Annotated in this window: 14 protein-coding genes and 1 pseudogene; 10 read left to right on the forward strand and 5 right to left on the reverse strand. The window is 60.3% G+C overall.

Features of this window, described 5'->3' with window-relative positions; genetic code table 11:
* Positions 1 to 310 precede the first annotated feature (310 nt).
* A pseudogene (locus ROV93_RS22275) lies at positions 311 to 493 on the forward strand (hypothetical protein); the annotation flags it as partial.
* 576 nt (positions 494 to 1069) lie between these two features.
* Here ROV93_RS22275 and ROV93_RS05260 read toward each other — a convergent pair.
* Both ROV93_RS05260 and merR read right to left on the reverse strand, forming a co-directional pair.
* Complete coding sequence (locus tag ROV93_RS05260; RefSeq protein WP_032966761.1) at positions 1070 to 1846, reverse strand: hypothetical protein; 777 nt, start codon at positions 1844 to 1846, stop codon at positions 1070 to 1072.
* A 2453-nt stretch (positions 1847 to 4299) separates the two neighbouring features.
* Complete coding sequence (merR, locus tag ROV93_RS05265) at positions 4300 to 4734, reverse strand: Hg(II)-responsive transcriptional regulator (protein WP_005413387.1); 435 nt, start codon at positions 4732 to 4734, stop codon at positions 4300 to 4302.
* A 71-nt stretch (positions 4735 to 4805) separates the two neighbouring features.
* Between merR and merT the strand changes: the two genes are divergently transcribed.
* The 7 genes from merT to ROV93_RS05305 all read left to right on the forward strand — a co-directional run bounded on the left by merT (position 4806) and on the right by ROV93_RS05305 (position 9539).
* On the forward strand, positions 4806 to 5156 hold the full coding sequence (gene merT, locus ROV93_RS05270) for a mercuric ion transporter MerT (RefSeq protein WP_003131974.1): 351 nt from the start codon (positions 4806 to 4808) through the stop codon (positions 5154 to 5156).
* A 12-nt stretch (positions 5157 to 5168) separates the two neighbouring features.
* Positions 5169 to 5444, forward strand: coding sequence for a mercury resistance system periplasmic binding protein MerP (gene merP / locus ROV93_RS05275; RefSeq protein WP_003131987.1), 276 nt, complete (start codon positions 5169 to 5171; stop codon positions 5442 to 5444).
* A gap of 71 nt (positions 5445 to 5515) precedes the next feature.
* Positions 5516 to 7201, forward strand: coding sequence for a mercury(II) reductase (gene merA, locus ROV93_RS05280; RefSeq protein WP_003156770.1), 1686 nt, complete (start codon positions 5516 to 5518; stop codon positions 7199 to 7201).
* A gap of 17 nt (positions 7202 to 7218) precedes the next feature.
* Entirely contained in the window at positions 7219 to 7584 is a 366-nt protein-coding gene (merD, locus tag ROV93_RS05285; RefSeq protein ID WP_000995360.1) for a mercury resistance co-regulator MerD, read from the forward strand.
* Positions 7581 to 7817, forward strand: a complete 237-nt coding sequence (gene merE, locus ROV93_RS05290) for a broad-spectrum mercury transporter MerE (protein ID WP_003132004.1) — start codon at positions 7581 to 7583, stop codon at positions 7815 to 7817. The genes merD and merE overlap by 4 nt, the downstream gene beginning before the upstream one ends.
* Positions 7814 to 8803, forward strand: coding sequence for a DUF3330 domain-containing protein (locus ROV93_RS05295; protein ID WP_003132006.1), 990 nt, complete (start codon positions 7814 to 7816; stop codon positions 8801 to 8803). Before merE ends, ROV93_RS05295 begins: the two co-directional genes overlap by 4 nt.
* A 175-nt stretch (positions 8804 to 8978) precedes the next feature.
* Complete coding sequence (locus tag ROV93_RS05305) at positions 8979 to 9539, forward strand: recombinase family protein (RefSeq protein ID WP_010921730.1); 561 nt, start codon at positions 8979 to 8981, stop codon at positions 9537 to 9539.
* Between the two features lie 482 nt (positions 9540 to 10021).
* Here ROV93_RS05305 and ROV93_RS05310 read toward each other — a convergent pair whose 3' ends face one another.
* The 3 genes from ROV93_RS05310 to ROV93_RS05320 all read right to left on the reverse strand — a co-directional run bounded on the left by ROV93_RS05310 (position 10022) and on the right by ROV93_RS05320 (position 12043).
* On the reverse strand, positions 10022 to 10654 hold the full coding sequence (locus ROV93_RS05310) for a hypothetical protein (protein WP_021201832.1): 633 nt from the start codon (positions 10652 to 10654) through the stop codon (positions 10022 to 10024).
* A 172-nt stretch (positions 10655 to 10826) separates the two neighbouring features.
* A complete protein-coding gene (locus tag ROV93_RS05315) occupies positions 10827 to 11768 on the reverse strand; it encodes an SseB family protein (RefSeq protein ID WP_049401588.1) in 942 nt (313 codons plus the stop codon).
* 2 nt (positions 11769 to 11770) lie between these two features.
* Positions 11771 to 12043, reverse strand: a complete 273-nt coding sequence (locus ROV93_RS05320) for a BPSL0761 family protein (RefSeq protein WP_019184714.1) — start codon at positions 12041 to 12043, stop codon at positions 11771 to 11773.
* A gap of 336 nt (positions 12044 to 12379) precedes the next feature.
* Between ROV93_RS05320 and ROV93_RS05325 the strand changes: the two genes are divergently transcribed.
* Together ROV93_RS05325 and ROV93_RS05330 are read left to right on the forward strand one after the other, a co-directional pair.
* The gene (locus ROV93_RS05325) at positions 12380 to 12622 is read left to right on the forward strand and encodes a cation transporter (protein WP_224482004.1); all 243 of its coding nucleotides are present in this window, start codon (positions 12380 to 12382) and stop codon (positions 12620 to 12622) included.
* Between the two features lie 137 nt (positions 12623 to 12759).
* Positions 12760 to 13155 carry a hypothetical protein gene (locus ROV93_RS05330; protein ID WP_005413404.1) on the forward strand — a complete coding sequence of 132 codons (396 nt, stop codon included), beginning with the start codon at positions 12760 to 12762 and terminating at the stop codon, positions 13153 to 13155.
* Positions 13156 to 13227: the final 72 nt, after the last annotated feature.

A 13227-nucleotide genomic window follows, 5' to 3' on the forward strand; every position in this document is an offset into this window, starting at 1 on the left:
GTCCGTTACTGATGCAACACTAAACATACCTACCAAGATTGCGAAATCTCGTATCCGCCGGATCTGGGCCTTTGTTGGGTCCGCGTGGCTGACTGCCACAACGGAAACGCCCCAGATCCCACAGCTGTCCGCCCGTATTTCCCCACAAGGACGCCCGCGATTTCCAGATCTCCCCCAAAGATGCCCTTGATTCCTGGATCCGCACCTAAGACGCCCTCGATTTCTGGCTCCACATCCAGCTCGCCCTTGAGTTCCCAACTGCGCACCTGATCGGTCAGAGCTTGTCGCCTGCACTTCCCAGTTCCGCCAGTCGCGACATTGGTCGCAAGAACAATTAGACGAGATCTCGGGCCTGAACGTGCGAACAGTTCAGCGGGTTGAGCAGGACTACAACACCGCGACTTCCCTGGGTGACGCGCCACGCCCCGCTCCACCTGCTCAAGCGCGTCGCTCGCCCCCTGACCAAGCTTTGACCTTAACTGGGCGTCGGTGACTCCCTCCCGTTCTGGTCGGCATCTGGGCCTTGTAGCGGCTCAAGCGCTGAGCTATAACGCCTTAGCCAGTCGCTATAAAGCGCCGGTGTTGTGCCCGCATAGCCAATAGGCTCCGGGTGCCCGAGGTCCACCCAATGGGGGCACGGGAATCCTTCGATTCCGGAGCCATCCATGACCGCCAAACGCCGCAGATCCCTTCGCACTTCTGCCTTCTACGCCCAATCGGGCCGTTGCTTCTATTGCGGCCTGCCGATGTGGCTCACTGCACCCTCAGAGCTCGGGCTGAAGGCCAGTAAGGCCCGAGCCTTTCAATGCGCCGCCGAGCACCTGGTGGCCCAACAGGACGGGGGCAGAGACGTGTCCGGGAACGTGGTGGCCGCGCATAGCCGGTGCAACCAGGGCAGGCACCAGCGGAAGGGACCAGCCCCTTCCGCTGAAGCGTTCCGGGCGCTGGTTCAGACGCGGCTGGCAATGGGGAGATGGTGGTCCCGACTGCCATCAGGGATTGCACGTGCTTCCGTATGGCCAATTGAATTGAATCTTTGCAAGGAATCGGCAGCTGCTTGCCTGATTCGCTAGTCCACACTAGTGGCGCCCGGTTGCGGTGCTAGAACGGCGAGTCTGCTGCGAAATGGTCGCGCATTGGGCCTAACAAGGTCTGCGACCCTGTCAACACGTCCGAGAATTCCACCTGTCGCCACCTTCTCGTTCCAATATCGTTCCATCCACTCGGCTTTATCCAGGATCTTACCCGGAGCGCCTAGCAGCCTCTTGGCGATGAAATGCCGGATGAGAGCGGCCTGGCTATCGAGAATCACGACGCCCGCCCTTGGATTAGAGTCATAAGCGCTGTACGAGATCAGATAGTGGACATAGTGGCGGTCTGGCTCTTCGTCATCCCACGTCAACAGGTTGCTTAACCCCGCAGCGCGAGCATCCGATCGCACCTCTTCGCTCACGAGCACCATGGGATTGCGTGCTTCCTTACATTCCATGCGATAGGCGTCCAGCATCGCCGGTCCGAAGATCATCTGAGAATCATGATGAATGCTTCCAACTGTGAGCCCTCCACGTATCAATATATCAACAACTAGCAGGTTCTCGGCCAACATTCTGATGCAGCTCAGGATGTCGGCAAGGCCAGCAGGAGAGCGGCTGCTTGATATGACGATGCAGTCGCTGAAGTAAGTGAACAAAAGTCCTGTTGCTGGGTTGCAGCACGCTGTGTTCTTTAGTCTGTCGATGGCCTCTGCTATTTCATCAAGCTTGCTCATGTCGGCTGCCGACTCTTGGACAAGTGCGGAGAACCCGAGCATGTCGATGAAGGCGACGTACTTATCTTGGTAGAGCATGAAGAACTCCTTAGATGGTCGTGCCCATGGTGCCGAGGGCGGTTCCATTTGACCAGCGGGTGCGGGGCACGTCATAGGCCATGGAGCAATGTCAGCGACCTGGCTCGCGCACTAGTCTCGCAGAGGCTTGTTACGGCGCATCTTCGCATCGGATAGAAGCGAGCGAACGAGAGAGTTGAAGTCCATCCTGGCCCTAAAAGTTTCCTTCACCCTTGGTTAAACGAATGTCCGCTTTCGGTCAGAAGCGGACCAAAGTAGCCGGTGCTCTTCGCAGCCCGTACGCGACTTGGAGTCATATCATCAATCTGTATCAGGGCTCAGACCTAAGTGCCTGATGGTCCAATTCAGCGACACTATCCAGCTTCGGCGTCATCGCACACTTCGGGATACAGCCAGCGCGATCCGCTTATGGAACCAAACCGCACTGTGCCTTACTCTTAAGGAACATTGCCAACGGCAACCTTCGGCAATTGAATTTAGAGAATCCGGGCGGTTCATCCCGCGCGGCCCGTTAATGTCTACAGCTGTGGAGTTGTGAATGGCAGAAGATCAAGGTGGTGAAGAGGTAATTAGGGAGATAGGGAAGGCGCTAGCCCTTGCGTCTGAGCTTGATCCACAAATTGTTAGATCGCTTCGCTCCGCGATTGTTCAGGCGATGTCTGATTACGAGGACGACACGAATGCACAAGCTGCAGCCGCACTTGCGGCGGTTCTCGATTTTAGACCTGTGACGACCCAAGACGCCCTCTCGCAAACCTTGGGTGAGATCGGGAAGCTGGTCCAAGGTCTCACCGGACTGGAGGACGTTCATTACACTGTTGAGACACCAGAAGGTCGCCGAGTTCGCTCAATCCGGTCACATCTACCAACTGTATCACCCCAGCGTTTGACGGATCACGAGCAGGCAGATCTTGAGGCCTATATCGCTCGATATCTGCCACCGGACGACCCTCGCGAGGAACACGCGCCACGAGGACCGCGACTGTGACGATCAGTAAGTTAGCAATCCTCAACGCTGTGAAAGCAGCCATTTCGCGTGCTAAGGCGAGCGGGTCTCCCTACGCGCAAGGAAAGGCTTACGAACTTCGGGTGCTGCTTAGGCTTCTGCGAATCATCGATAGTGCGGGCTACAAGCTCACGTGTACCCCCAAGATGGCAGGCGTCCTGACGTTTGGAGGATCTCCATGCAAAGCAAACCATCCGGATCACGATTACATCAGTGGATCTACGTCTACTGAGAAGCTCGAGATTAGGATTTCAGTGCAGGTCACCACACTAAGCCATAGCTGGAAAGGCACGACGGTGGTCAAAGCGGCTGACCGTCACGAGATTGACGTCGGTGTATATCGTCCGATTAAGACCCGTCGCTATCCCGCATTTACGGAGTTACTTCTTGGGGTCTCGTGCAAGACTGGCGGCTGGAACAAGGCGTACGTCCGCGAGGCGCTAGGTATGCGTAGGGAGCTAGGATTCCTCACATCACCTAGGACGAGCTTGACGAGCTCAGCTCCGTGGTTCATCGCAACAGTTCCCTGCGATCCTCCGGTTCCCTTTGCCTTGTACGCGACCAACGCTGGGTCCGCCGTGTATGCGTCGTTGGCAGCTTTGGGGCTCTACGTCGAGCACTACAAGGGGTAGCGGAAACAGGCTTTGGAGTACGGATCAACTCAGGTGTGTCGAGAACGATGCCCGCTTTGGGTCGAAGGCGGATGCCATCACCGGGCCGGTCGCCGCCCAATGTCCGCTTCCGGCCAGAAGCGGACATCCACCCTGCCCTCGATAAACATCCCAAATCCACGGACGACCTTGGTCTGCTTTGGCCTTCTGCCTTAGGGCCAGACCTGAACTTCGATTTCAGCCCCTAGCGTATTTGACTCCCGCGACCTAGATCTCTCCTAGATCCTTGAGCAGGGCTTGCCCCTTCTGCAGAAACCCAACTAGCAGTCGACCTCCTGCTACTTTCCGGCCCAATTGCCCATTGAGGTAGCTGACCTGGAGACGCGCATGGGCCAGCAGATCCACCTGGGCCATGCTAGGGGTCGCGGCCTGGAGCGGTTCGCCCGGCGACGCCATCTGCCCCCCGATCGGCTGGACAACGCAAGGGCGCCGGCTGTCACTCTTCGCATACGCCGTGGCCATCATCCGGCCGTTCTTCAACGACCATCCACCAAGCACCAACTCGGTCCCGAGTTGCTCGATCGGCAATCCCGCTTCGCTAACCGCTTTCTCAAAGTTCGGCCAGAGTTGGTCCACCACCAGCCCTAGCTCGGCAGATAGCTGTTCTATTGTGAAATCTGCGCGGAAGCTGGCCTGCAGTGCAAGCTCGTAGATGCGGAGGAAGGGGGAACCGCAGAATTCGGAAAAAATCGTACGCTAAGCTAACGGTGTTCTCGTGACAGCTCTTTGACTAGGCTTTCTAAGGGGTCGTCTCAGAAAACGGAAAATAAAGCACGCTAAGGCATAGCCGAACCTGCCAAGCTTGCTCCACCCTGTAGTGACGCGATCAGCGGGCAGGAAACGTTCCCCCTTCGCGCATGGCAGGCGCGCACCAACTCAGACAGCACGGCCTCCATGCGCGCCAGGTCAGCCATTTTCTCGCGCACGTCCTTGAGCTTGTGCTCGGCCAGACTGCTGGCTTCCTCGCAATGGGTGCCATCCTCCAGCCGCAGCAGCTCGGCGATCTCATCCAGGCTGAAGCCCAGCCGCTGGGCTGATTTCACGAAGCGCACCCGCGTTACATTCGCCTCGCCATAGCGGCGGATGCTGCCATAGGGCTTGTCAGGCTCCAGCAACAAGCCCTTGCGCTGATAGAAACGGATGGTCTCCACATTGACCCCGGCCGCCTTGGCGAAAACGCCAATGGTCAGGTTCTCCAAATTGTTTTCCATATCGCTTGACTCCGTACATGAGTACGGAAGTAAGGTTACGCTATCCAATTTCAATTCGAAAGGACAAGCGCATGTCTGAACCAAAAACCGGGCGCGGCGCGCTCTTCACTGGAGGGCTTGCCGCCATCCTCGCCTCGGCTTGCTGCCTCGGGCCGTTGGTTCTGATCGCCTTGGGGTTCAGCGGCGCTTGGATCGGCAACTTGGCGGTGTTGGAACCCTATCGCCCCATCTTTATCGGCGTGGCGCTGGTGGCGTTGTTCTTCGCCTGGCGGCGCATCTACCGGCAGGCAGCGGCCTGCAAACCGGGTGAGGTCTGCGCGATTCCCCAAGTGCGAGCTACTTACAAGCTCATTTTCTGGATCGTGGCCGCGCTGGTTCTGGTCGCGCTCGGATTTCCCTACGTCATGCCATTTTTCTACTGATCGGAGTTCACCATGAAGAAACTGTTTGCCTCCCTCGCCCTCGCCGCCGTTGTTGCCCCCGTCTGGGCCGCCACCCAGACCGTCACGCTGTCCGTACCGGGCATGACCTGCTCCGCCTGCCCGATCACTGTCAAGAAGGCGATTTCCAAGGTCGAAGGCGTCAGCAAAGTTGACGTGACTTTCGAGACACGCCAAGCGGTCGTCACCTTCGACGATGCCAAGACCAGCGTGCAGAAGCTGACCAAGGCAACCGCAGACGCGGGCTATCCGTCCAGCGTCAAGCAGTGAGTCACTGAAAACGGCACCGCAGCACAACGGACGTCATTGTCTGGCGCCACAAACGATAAAGGATCTGTTGCATGACCCATCTAAAAATCACCGGCATGACTTGCGACTCGTGCGCGGCGCACGTCAAGGAAGCGCTGGAAAAAGTGCCAGGCGTGCAGTCGGCGCTGGTGTCCTATCCGAAGGGCACAGCGCAACTCGCCATCGTGCCGGGCACATCGCCGGACGCGCTGACTGCCGCCGTGGCCGGACTGGGCTACAAGGCAACGCTAGCCGATGCGCCACTGGCGGACAACCGCGTCGGACTGCTCGACAAGGTGCGGGGATGGATGGCCGCCGCCGAAAAGCACAGTGGCAACGAGCCCCCGGTGCAGGTAGCGGTCATTGGCAGCGGTGGAGCCGCGATGGCGGCGGCGCTGAAGGCCGTCGAGCAAGGCGCGCAGGTCACGCTGATCGAGCGCGGCACCATCGGCGGCACCTGCGTCAATGTCGGCTGTGTGCCGTCCAAGATCATGATCCGCGCCGCCCACATCGCCCATCTGCGCCGGGAAAGCCCGTTCGATGGCGGTATTGCGGCAACTGTGCCTACGATTGACCGCAGTAAGCTGCTGGCCCAGCAGCAGGCCCGCGTCGACGAACTGCGGCACGCCAAGTACGAAGGCATCCTGGGCGGTAATCCGGCCATCACCGTTGTGCACGGTGAGGCGCGCTTCAAGGACGACCAGAGCCTTACCGTCCGTTTGAACGAGGGTGGCGAGCGCGTCGTGATGTTCGACCGCTGCCTGGTCGCCACGGGTGCCAGCCCGGCGGTCCCGCCGATTCCGGGCTTGAAAGAGTCACCCTACTGGACTTCCACCGAGGCCCTGGCGAGCGACACCATTCCCGAACGCCTTGCCGTAATCGGCTCGTCGGTGGTGGCGCTGGAGCTGGCGCAAGCCTTTGCCCGGCTGGGCAGCAAGGTCACGGTCCTGGCGCGCAATACCTTGTTCTTCCGTGAAGACCCGGCCATCGGCGAGGCGGTGACAGCCGCTTTCCGTGCCGAGGGCATCGAGGTGCTGGAGCACACGCAAGCCAGCCAGGTCGCCCATATGGACGGTGAATTCGTGCTGACCACCACGCACGGTGAATTGCGCGCCGACAAACTGCTGGTTGCCACCGGTCGGACACCGAACACGCGCAGCCTCGCGCTGGACGCAGCGGGGGTCACTGTCAATGCGCAAGGTGCCATCGTCATCGACCAAGGCATGCGCACGAGCAACCCGAACATCTACGCGGCCGGCGACTGCACCGACCAGCCGCAGTTCGTCTATGTGGCGGCAGCGGCCGGCACCCGTGCCGCGATCAACATGACCGGCGGCGATGCGGCGCTCGACCTGACCGCAATGCCGGCCGTGGTGTTCACCGATCCGCAAGTGGCGACCGTGGGCTACAGCGAGGCGGAAGCCCACCACGACGGGATCGAGACCGACAGCCGCACCTTGACCTTGGACAACGTGCCGCGTGCGCTCGCCAACTTCGACACACGCGGCTTCATCAAGTTGGTTATCGAGGAAGGCAGCCATCGGCTGATCGGCGTACAGGCGGTCGCGCCGGAAGCGGGTGAACTGATCCAGACGGCGGCTCTGGCCATTCGCAACCGCATGACGGTGCAGGAACTGGCCGACCAGTTGTTCCCCTACCTGACGATGGTCGAGGGGTTGAAGCTCGCGGCGCAGACCTTCAACAAGGATGTGAAGCAGCTTTCCTGCTGCGCCGGGTGAGAAAAAGGAGGTGTTCAATGAACGCCTACACGGTGTCCCGGCTGGCTCTTGATGCCGGGGTGAGCGTGCATATCGTGCGCGACTACCTGCTGCGCGGATTGCTGCGCCCGGTGGCGTGCACACCAGGCGGCTACGGCTTGTTCGATGACGCCGCCTTGCAACGGCTGTGCTTCGTGCGGGCGGCCTTCGAGGCGGGCATCGGCCTCGACGCGCTGGCGCGGCTGTGCCGGGCGCTGGATGCGGCGGACGGCGACGAAGCGGCCGCGCAGCTTGCCCTGCTGCGTCAGTTCGTCGAGCGTCGGCGCGAAGCGTTGGCCGATCTGGAAGTGCAGTTGGCCACCCTGCCGACCGAGCCGGCACAGCACGCGGAGAGTCTGCCATGAACAACCCCGAGCGCTTGCCGTCCGAGACGCACAAACCGATCACCGGCTACCTGTGGGGCGGACTGGCTGTGCTGACTTGCCCCTGCCACCTGCCCATCCTCGCTGTCGTGCTGGCCGGCACAACCGCCGGTGCTTTCCTCGGCGAGCATTGGGTCATCGCGGCGCTCGGTTTGACCGGCCTGTTCCTTCTGTCCCTGTCGCGGGCGTTGCGGGCATTCAGGGAAAGAGAATGAGCGCTTTCCGGCCGGATGGATGGACGACGCCGGAACTGGCCCAAGCGGTCGAGCGCGGGCAGCTTGAACTGCACTACCAGCCCGTCGTCGATCTGCGCAGTGGTGGGATTGTCGGCGCGGAAGCCCTGTTGCGCTGGCGTCATCCGACGCTTGGACTATTGCCACCGGGCCAGTTCCTGCCCGTGGTCGAATCGTCCGGCCTGATGCCTGAAATCGGCGCTTGGGTGCTGGGCGAAGCCTGCCGCCAGATGCGTGACTGGCGAATGCTGGCATGGCGACCGTTCCGGCTGGCCGTCAATGTTTCGGCGAGCCAAGTGGGACCGGACTTCGACGGGTGGGTAAAGGGCGTGCTGGCTGATGCCGAGTTGCCCGCCGAGTATCTCGAAATCGAGCTGACCGAATCGGTCGCGTTTGGTGATCCGGCGATCTTCCCCGCCCTGGACGCCTTGCGGCAGATCGGTGTGCGCTTCGCCGCCGATGACTTCGGGACGGGGTATTCCTGTCTGCAACATCTGAAGTGCTGCCCAATCAGCACGCTCAAGATCGACCAATCGTTTGTCGCCGGGCTCGCCAACGACCGCCGCGACCAAACCATCGTGCACACCGTGATTCAGCTTGCGCACGGGCTGGGCATGGATGTGGTGGCTGAAGGCGTGGAAACATCGGCGAGTCTTGATCTATTGCGACAAGCGGACTGCGACACAGGACAAGGCTTCCTGTTCGCGAAGCCAATGCCGGCGGCGGCATTCGCCGTCTTCGTCAGTCAATGGAGGGGTGCCACCATGAATGCAAGTGACTCGACCACCACCAGTTGCTGCGTGTGCTGCAAGGAAATCCCGCTCGATGCCGCCTTCACCCCGGAAGGCGCGGAATACGTCGAGCACTTCTGCGGGTTGGAGTGTTATCAACGCTTCGAAGCGCGTGCCAAGACAGGGAACGAAACCGATGCCGATCCGAACGCCTGCGACTCGCTACCGTCAGATTGAGGCATACCCTAACTGGATGTCAGGCAGGGCCGCGCCGCTTAGTCAGAATAGAGTCATCTTTCGCATTTTTTGACACATGCCTGCGAAGGTCATAGATTTCAGCCTGACAGAAACGGGGTTTGAGGCACAACGGAACAGAAGGAGCACTTAAGCCGCCTTCAACCAAGGAGACATCGTGCAGGGGCACCGCATCGGCTACGTCCGGGTCAGCAGCTTCGACCAGAACCCGGAACGCCAGCTGGAACAGACACAGGTGAGCAAGGTGTTCACCGACAAGGCATCGGGCAAGGACACCCAGCGCCCCCAGCTCGAAGCGCTGCTGAGCTTCGTCCGCGAAGGCGATACAGTGGTGGTGCACAGCATGGACCGGCTGGCCCGCAACCTCGATGACCTGCGTCGCTTGGTACAGAAGCTGACTCAACGCGGCGTGCGCATCGAGTTCCTGAAGGAGGGCCTGGTGTTCACTGGCGAGGACTCGCCGATGGCCAACCTGATGCTGTCGGTGATGGGGGCCTTCGCTGAGTTCGAGCGCGCCCTGATCCGCGAGCGGCAGCGTGAGGGCATCACCTTGGCCAAGCAGCGTGGCGCGTACCGGGGCCGCAAGAAAGCCCTGTCCGATGAGCAGGCTGCTACCCTGCGGCAGCGAGCGACGGCCGGCGAGCCCAAGGCGCAGCTTGCCCGCGAGTTCAACATCAGCCGGGAAACCCTCTACCAGTACCTCCGCACGGACGACTGACACATGCCGCGTCGCTTGATCCTCTCGGCCACGGAGCGGGGCACCCTGCTCGCGTTGCCAGAAAGCCAGGATGACCTGATCCGCTACTACACCTTCAACGACTCCGACCTGTCGCTGAGCCGATGGGCTGGGAAACGTTGGCAAGATCCTTCGTCGGCCCAGTCCAGTCTATGTATGGCAAGCGGGCAAACCAACCCGGGGCCGCTCCTTCGCAAGCCAATAGGTCGGCAATCTCGCGAAATCTAGGCTCCGGAACTGTGGTGAAGATGACTAGACCCTCAAAGAGCGACTTTGCCGACTCCAGAAATTCGTAGAGGCCCGGGCGCGGGATCTGGCTTACAGCGTTGGAAATCAGCGTTCCTTCTAAGTCCAAGGCGAGGATGGACGGGCGCATTGTGTAATGGTCCTCTTTGGCGGGGGTGAACGTCGGTACCGCTACCAAGCCCCGCCGGAGGGTGATCCGCCGGCGGGGCTTGGTAGCATCAGACATCTTCGAACTCGCTCGCTTGCTTGAGTTGGTTCTCAAGGAAATCAATGCGCTTCTGAAGATCGGCACTTAGATAGGCTTTGTCCGTAAAGTCCATTGCTGTCTCAGGGATCATCTCCAGCTCGACGCGTGTGGATGTAGCTTGACGAATTGCCAAGGTGGTCCAGGCCTTATCGCCCTTGACGAATCCGACAGTGAATCGAGCCGTAACATGGTGTTCGGGCTTGAGGCCTTCGATGGAACGGAAATCGCTGCGCACCTTCGACGTGGCTACAGGCTGTACATCGCCATTGATGTACAGCGCCGCATTCCAGCTCGCTTCGCTCAATGGCAGTGTTGAGCGGTTGATGATGCGGGCGGTGATGACTGGCTTGGGCCCAAAGAAGCTGTTTTCCATCCGGAACTCTGGATCAACCGCACTGACCCTCTTTAGCTCGGCGATAGTAGGAAGTTGATCGTTGGCCTCCTGTCGTAGCGCTTCTATCTCCTTGGGATTGCTATCCCTGATGTGCTTAACCTGCCCTCTCACCACCTGCCTTACGGAAGCGTTTGGGTAGGTCTGGTTCAGTTTTTCAAGAAGGTCGGCAGGGATTCGTGAGAAAAACAGCCGAATCGTCTCTAACACCATGATTCAACGAGGAAACACCCCTCGACGTCAGGCAGTTCGTGGATTACAGACCTAGGCTTGATTGAACCAGAAGCCGCGTGACACAGGCATTCCTGGAGTACTGCTCAGGCACGCGTGCCCTTCTTGAATATTGGATTCAAGAGTTTCCACGCTCCTGACCCAACGGAAACCTTCAAGAAGGCTCTGACCGTCGCCTGATCCATTGCAGTAGTTCCTCGTGCGGGATCGTACGTCCAGCGTCGACGTCGGCCATACCCTCGCGGGTCCGCCGTTCCTTCTCTTCCTCGGTCAATCCCGGAAGGAGTGCTAGTAGCTTATCTTCAGGGCTCATAGGCCGATGAGCTGTGCTCAAGTTGGCTTGATTCTCGTGAAAAAATATGGGCAGGATCTGGGGATCATCCAAGCCCGCCGGCAAAGGCAGCGATACGTCGTGGACCGCCAAGTCGATGATGACGTCCAAATCTGAGCATAAGGGCTGTATGGCGGTGGTCACCAGACGAGCCGCCCGCTCGGCGAAAGCCAGGTCCACCACCAGCCAGATCAACAGACCGGGAGGCTGTTCGACGCCCCCTGACGAGTGAGTTTCCAGGAGATAGGCCGACGAGACGAAGTCGGCGTGCTCAAGGCTGCCGCTGATGGCCGGAGCGAGCCAAGCCGGCGCGGCCTGGGCAGGTCTCACCGCGAACTCCGCCGGCGCCAGACGTTCCACCCTGGCCAGAAAGCCCGTATCCAACAATGTCGCAACCTCTTCCGGGTACAGGACAACGCCGCCGTAGTTGGGATTGAGCATCAACGTCGCGCCGCGAGTACCGGTTAGCAGCTCACGGCCTGAAACTCCCAGAATTCTGACAGCAGACGAGCTGGCCGCCTGCGCCTTGTCGAGCGAGGTAAAGAAAGGGATCGCATCGAAACCGTCAGGATGGCGGAACTGGACCAGCCGCAGTGTCTGCGCGTCGTCCGAGATGGGCGCATGCACGTACACGATCGCATCCATCAGTCGCTTGAAGAATGCGCGTTCCTCGGCCGCACTGTCGCGGGCCCGTTCAAAGGAAGCCTCCAGCGCTGTCTCCGCAGACGTAGTCCCTCTTCCACGCGGCCTGCTCGGTTGCTTCATGGTCAGATGCGATGAGGGCCGAGCGGGTACCCGGAGAACCAATCCGCCTCGATCTCGCTGCTCAGGTAGGGTCGTACGAAGGCCGACTGGGTCAGCGCTCGCAGCCGCTCTTCGTGCTCAGCAATCGCCTCGATGTCGCTGACGGTTGGATAGTGCCGCAGCAGTCGATATGCCTCTTGCCGCACCTCTTTAGGCACGGCTTGGCTGGCCGCTAGCTGCCTGAGGAACGCGCCCGCCTGCAGCACATTGCGGGTGCGCTCAGATGGCATCGTCATGACATCAAGAATGACTAGCACTAAGGAATGCTTAGCTTATCGCGTTTGTGGCCGGCCAGGGCACGGTGCAACTACAGACCTTGCGATTCCTGTATTAATGTAATATAATCAATAACTTAATTCGCATAAGTGAGCGTTATGTCCATGGAGTGAGGGCCAATAGGAACGAGCAGGTAGCCTGAGCCTTCCCATGATGGGAAGGTCAACAACGCGGGACGGATTACCACTCAACTTGCCTGTCGTTTGACCTTCCCACCGTGGGAAGGCTCATCGTCACGCCGTCGGCAAACCGCCGATGCTTTTGGAGGGTTGTCCATGAATCTCGTTGTTGAAGGTATGACCTGTGGTCACTGTGTCCGAACGGTCACCCAAGCCATTCAGGCCCTTGACCCCCACGCCCAGGTGGACGTCGATCTGGGCAGTGGCGTGGTCAAGATCGAGGGCCTGCTTGCCGTAGAACAGGCGGTTGAGGCTATCCAGCGGCAAGGCTATGTGATCGCTGCGGTGCTCCCTTCTGAGGCTGGTACGCCGGCCGCCCCGGCCGTCGCATCCTCCTGCTGCGGCGGATGCCACCGCTGAGTCCGCGCGAGGGCTTGATCCTGATCAATGACAGTCGGCCCCAAGAGGGCTAGACTGGCCATCATGAGAGCTCGCACGTCCCCTGCCCTGATCTGCCCAGCGTCCGCAGGCGCTGCTTCGGGCGTGCGGGAGCTGTCATGGTGAGGCTGCTGAGGCGATGGCGGCGACCCCGTTCTCGTGCCCGACTGGCATGGCTGGGACTGTGGGCGCTGCTGCTGCAGCAACTCGCGCTGGTGGCTTACGCCTGTCCGCTGGAATCGGTGGAAGCTGGACAAGCGACCCTGATGGTCGGTTGCGAAGAGATGTCCACGCCGGATCCCGATGCTCCGGCGTTGTGCGACCAGCATTGCCAGCGCGATCACATCGCCACGGCCGATGCGAAGGCCCCTCAAGTGCCTTACCAGCCCGCGCTGGCCGCCTTCGCGCTGGTGCAGGCTCTGTTGCCACCGGTACACGCGCAGTTGTATCGGGATGTTCCGGTGTGCGTGTCCGATCCGCCTCCCCTGCAGCGCTTCTGTAGCCTGCTGATTTAAGCCCCCTCCTGGATTGACCCGTGCTCGTGCTGCATGCGTTGCAGCGCGCTCGTTGTCGTTTCCCGGAGGTCT

It is taken from the genome of Stenotrophomonas maltophilia group sp. msm4 (genome assembly GCF_032025605.1).
Lineage (GTDB): Bacteria > Pseudomonadota > Gammaproteobacteria > Xanthomonadales > Xanthomonadaceae > Stenotrophomonas > Stenotrophomonas sepilia.

What these genes read in the sequence shown, in the direction of transcription:
- ROV93_RS05260 (WP_032966761.1), bottom strand. Translation starts at nt 1,846, where the DNA reads ATGCTCTACCAAGATAAGTACGTCGCCTTCATCGACATGCTCGGGTTC.
- ROV93_RS05325 (WP_224482004.1), top strand. Translation starts at nt 12,380, where the DNA reads ATGACCTGTGGTCACTGTGTCCGAACGGTCACCCAAGCCATTCAGGCC.
- ROV93_RS05330 (WP_005413404.1), top strand. Translation starts at nt 12,760, where the DNA reads ATGGTGAGGCTGCTGAGGCGATGGCGGCGACCCCGTTCTCGTGCCCGA.
- merR (WP_005413387.1), bottom strand. Translation starts at nt 4,734, where the DNA reads ATGGAAAACAATTTGGAGAACCTGACCATTGGCGTTTTCGCCAAGGCG.
- ROV93_RS05315 (WP_049401588.1), bottom strand. Translation starts at nt 11,768, where the DNA reads ATGAAGCAACCGAGCAGGCCGCGTGGAAGAGGGACTACGTCTGCGGAG.
- ROV93_RS05310 (WP_021201832.1), bottom strand. Translation starts at nt 10,654, where the DNA reads ATGGTGTTAGAGACGATTCGGCTGTTTTTCTCACGAATCCCTGCCGAC.
- merP (WP_003131987.1), top strand. Translation starts at nt 5,169, where the DNA reads ATGAAGAAACTGTTTGCCTCCCTCGCCCTCGCCGCCGTTGTTGCCCCC.
- ROV93_RS05295 (WP_003132006.1), top strand. Translation starts at nt 7,814, where the DNA reads ATGAGCGCTTTCCGGCCGGATGGATGGACGACGCCGGAACTGGCCCAA.
- merD (WP_000995360.1), top strand. Translation starts at nt 7,219, where the DNA reads ATGAACGCCTACACGGTGTCCCGGCTGGCTCTTGATGCCGGGGTGAGC.
- merA (WP_003156770.1), top strand. Translation starts at nt 5,516, where the DNA reads ATGACCCATCTAAAAATCACCGGCATGACTTGCGACTCGTGCGCGGCG.
- ROV93_RS05320 (WP_019184714.1), bottom strand. Translation starts at nt 12,043, where the DNA reads ATGACGATGCCATCTGAGCGCACCCGCAATGTGCTGCAGGCGGGCGCG.
- merT (WP_003131974.1), top strand. Translation starts at nt 4,806, where the DNA reads ATGTCTGAACCAAAAACCGGGCGCGGCGCGCTCTTCACTGGAGGGCTT.
- merE (WP_003132004.1), top strand. Translation starts at nt 7,581, where the DNA reads ATGAACAACCCCGAGCGCTTGCCGTCCGAGACGCACAAACCGATCACC.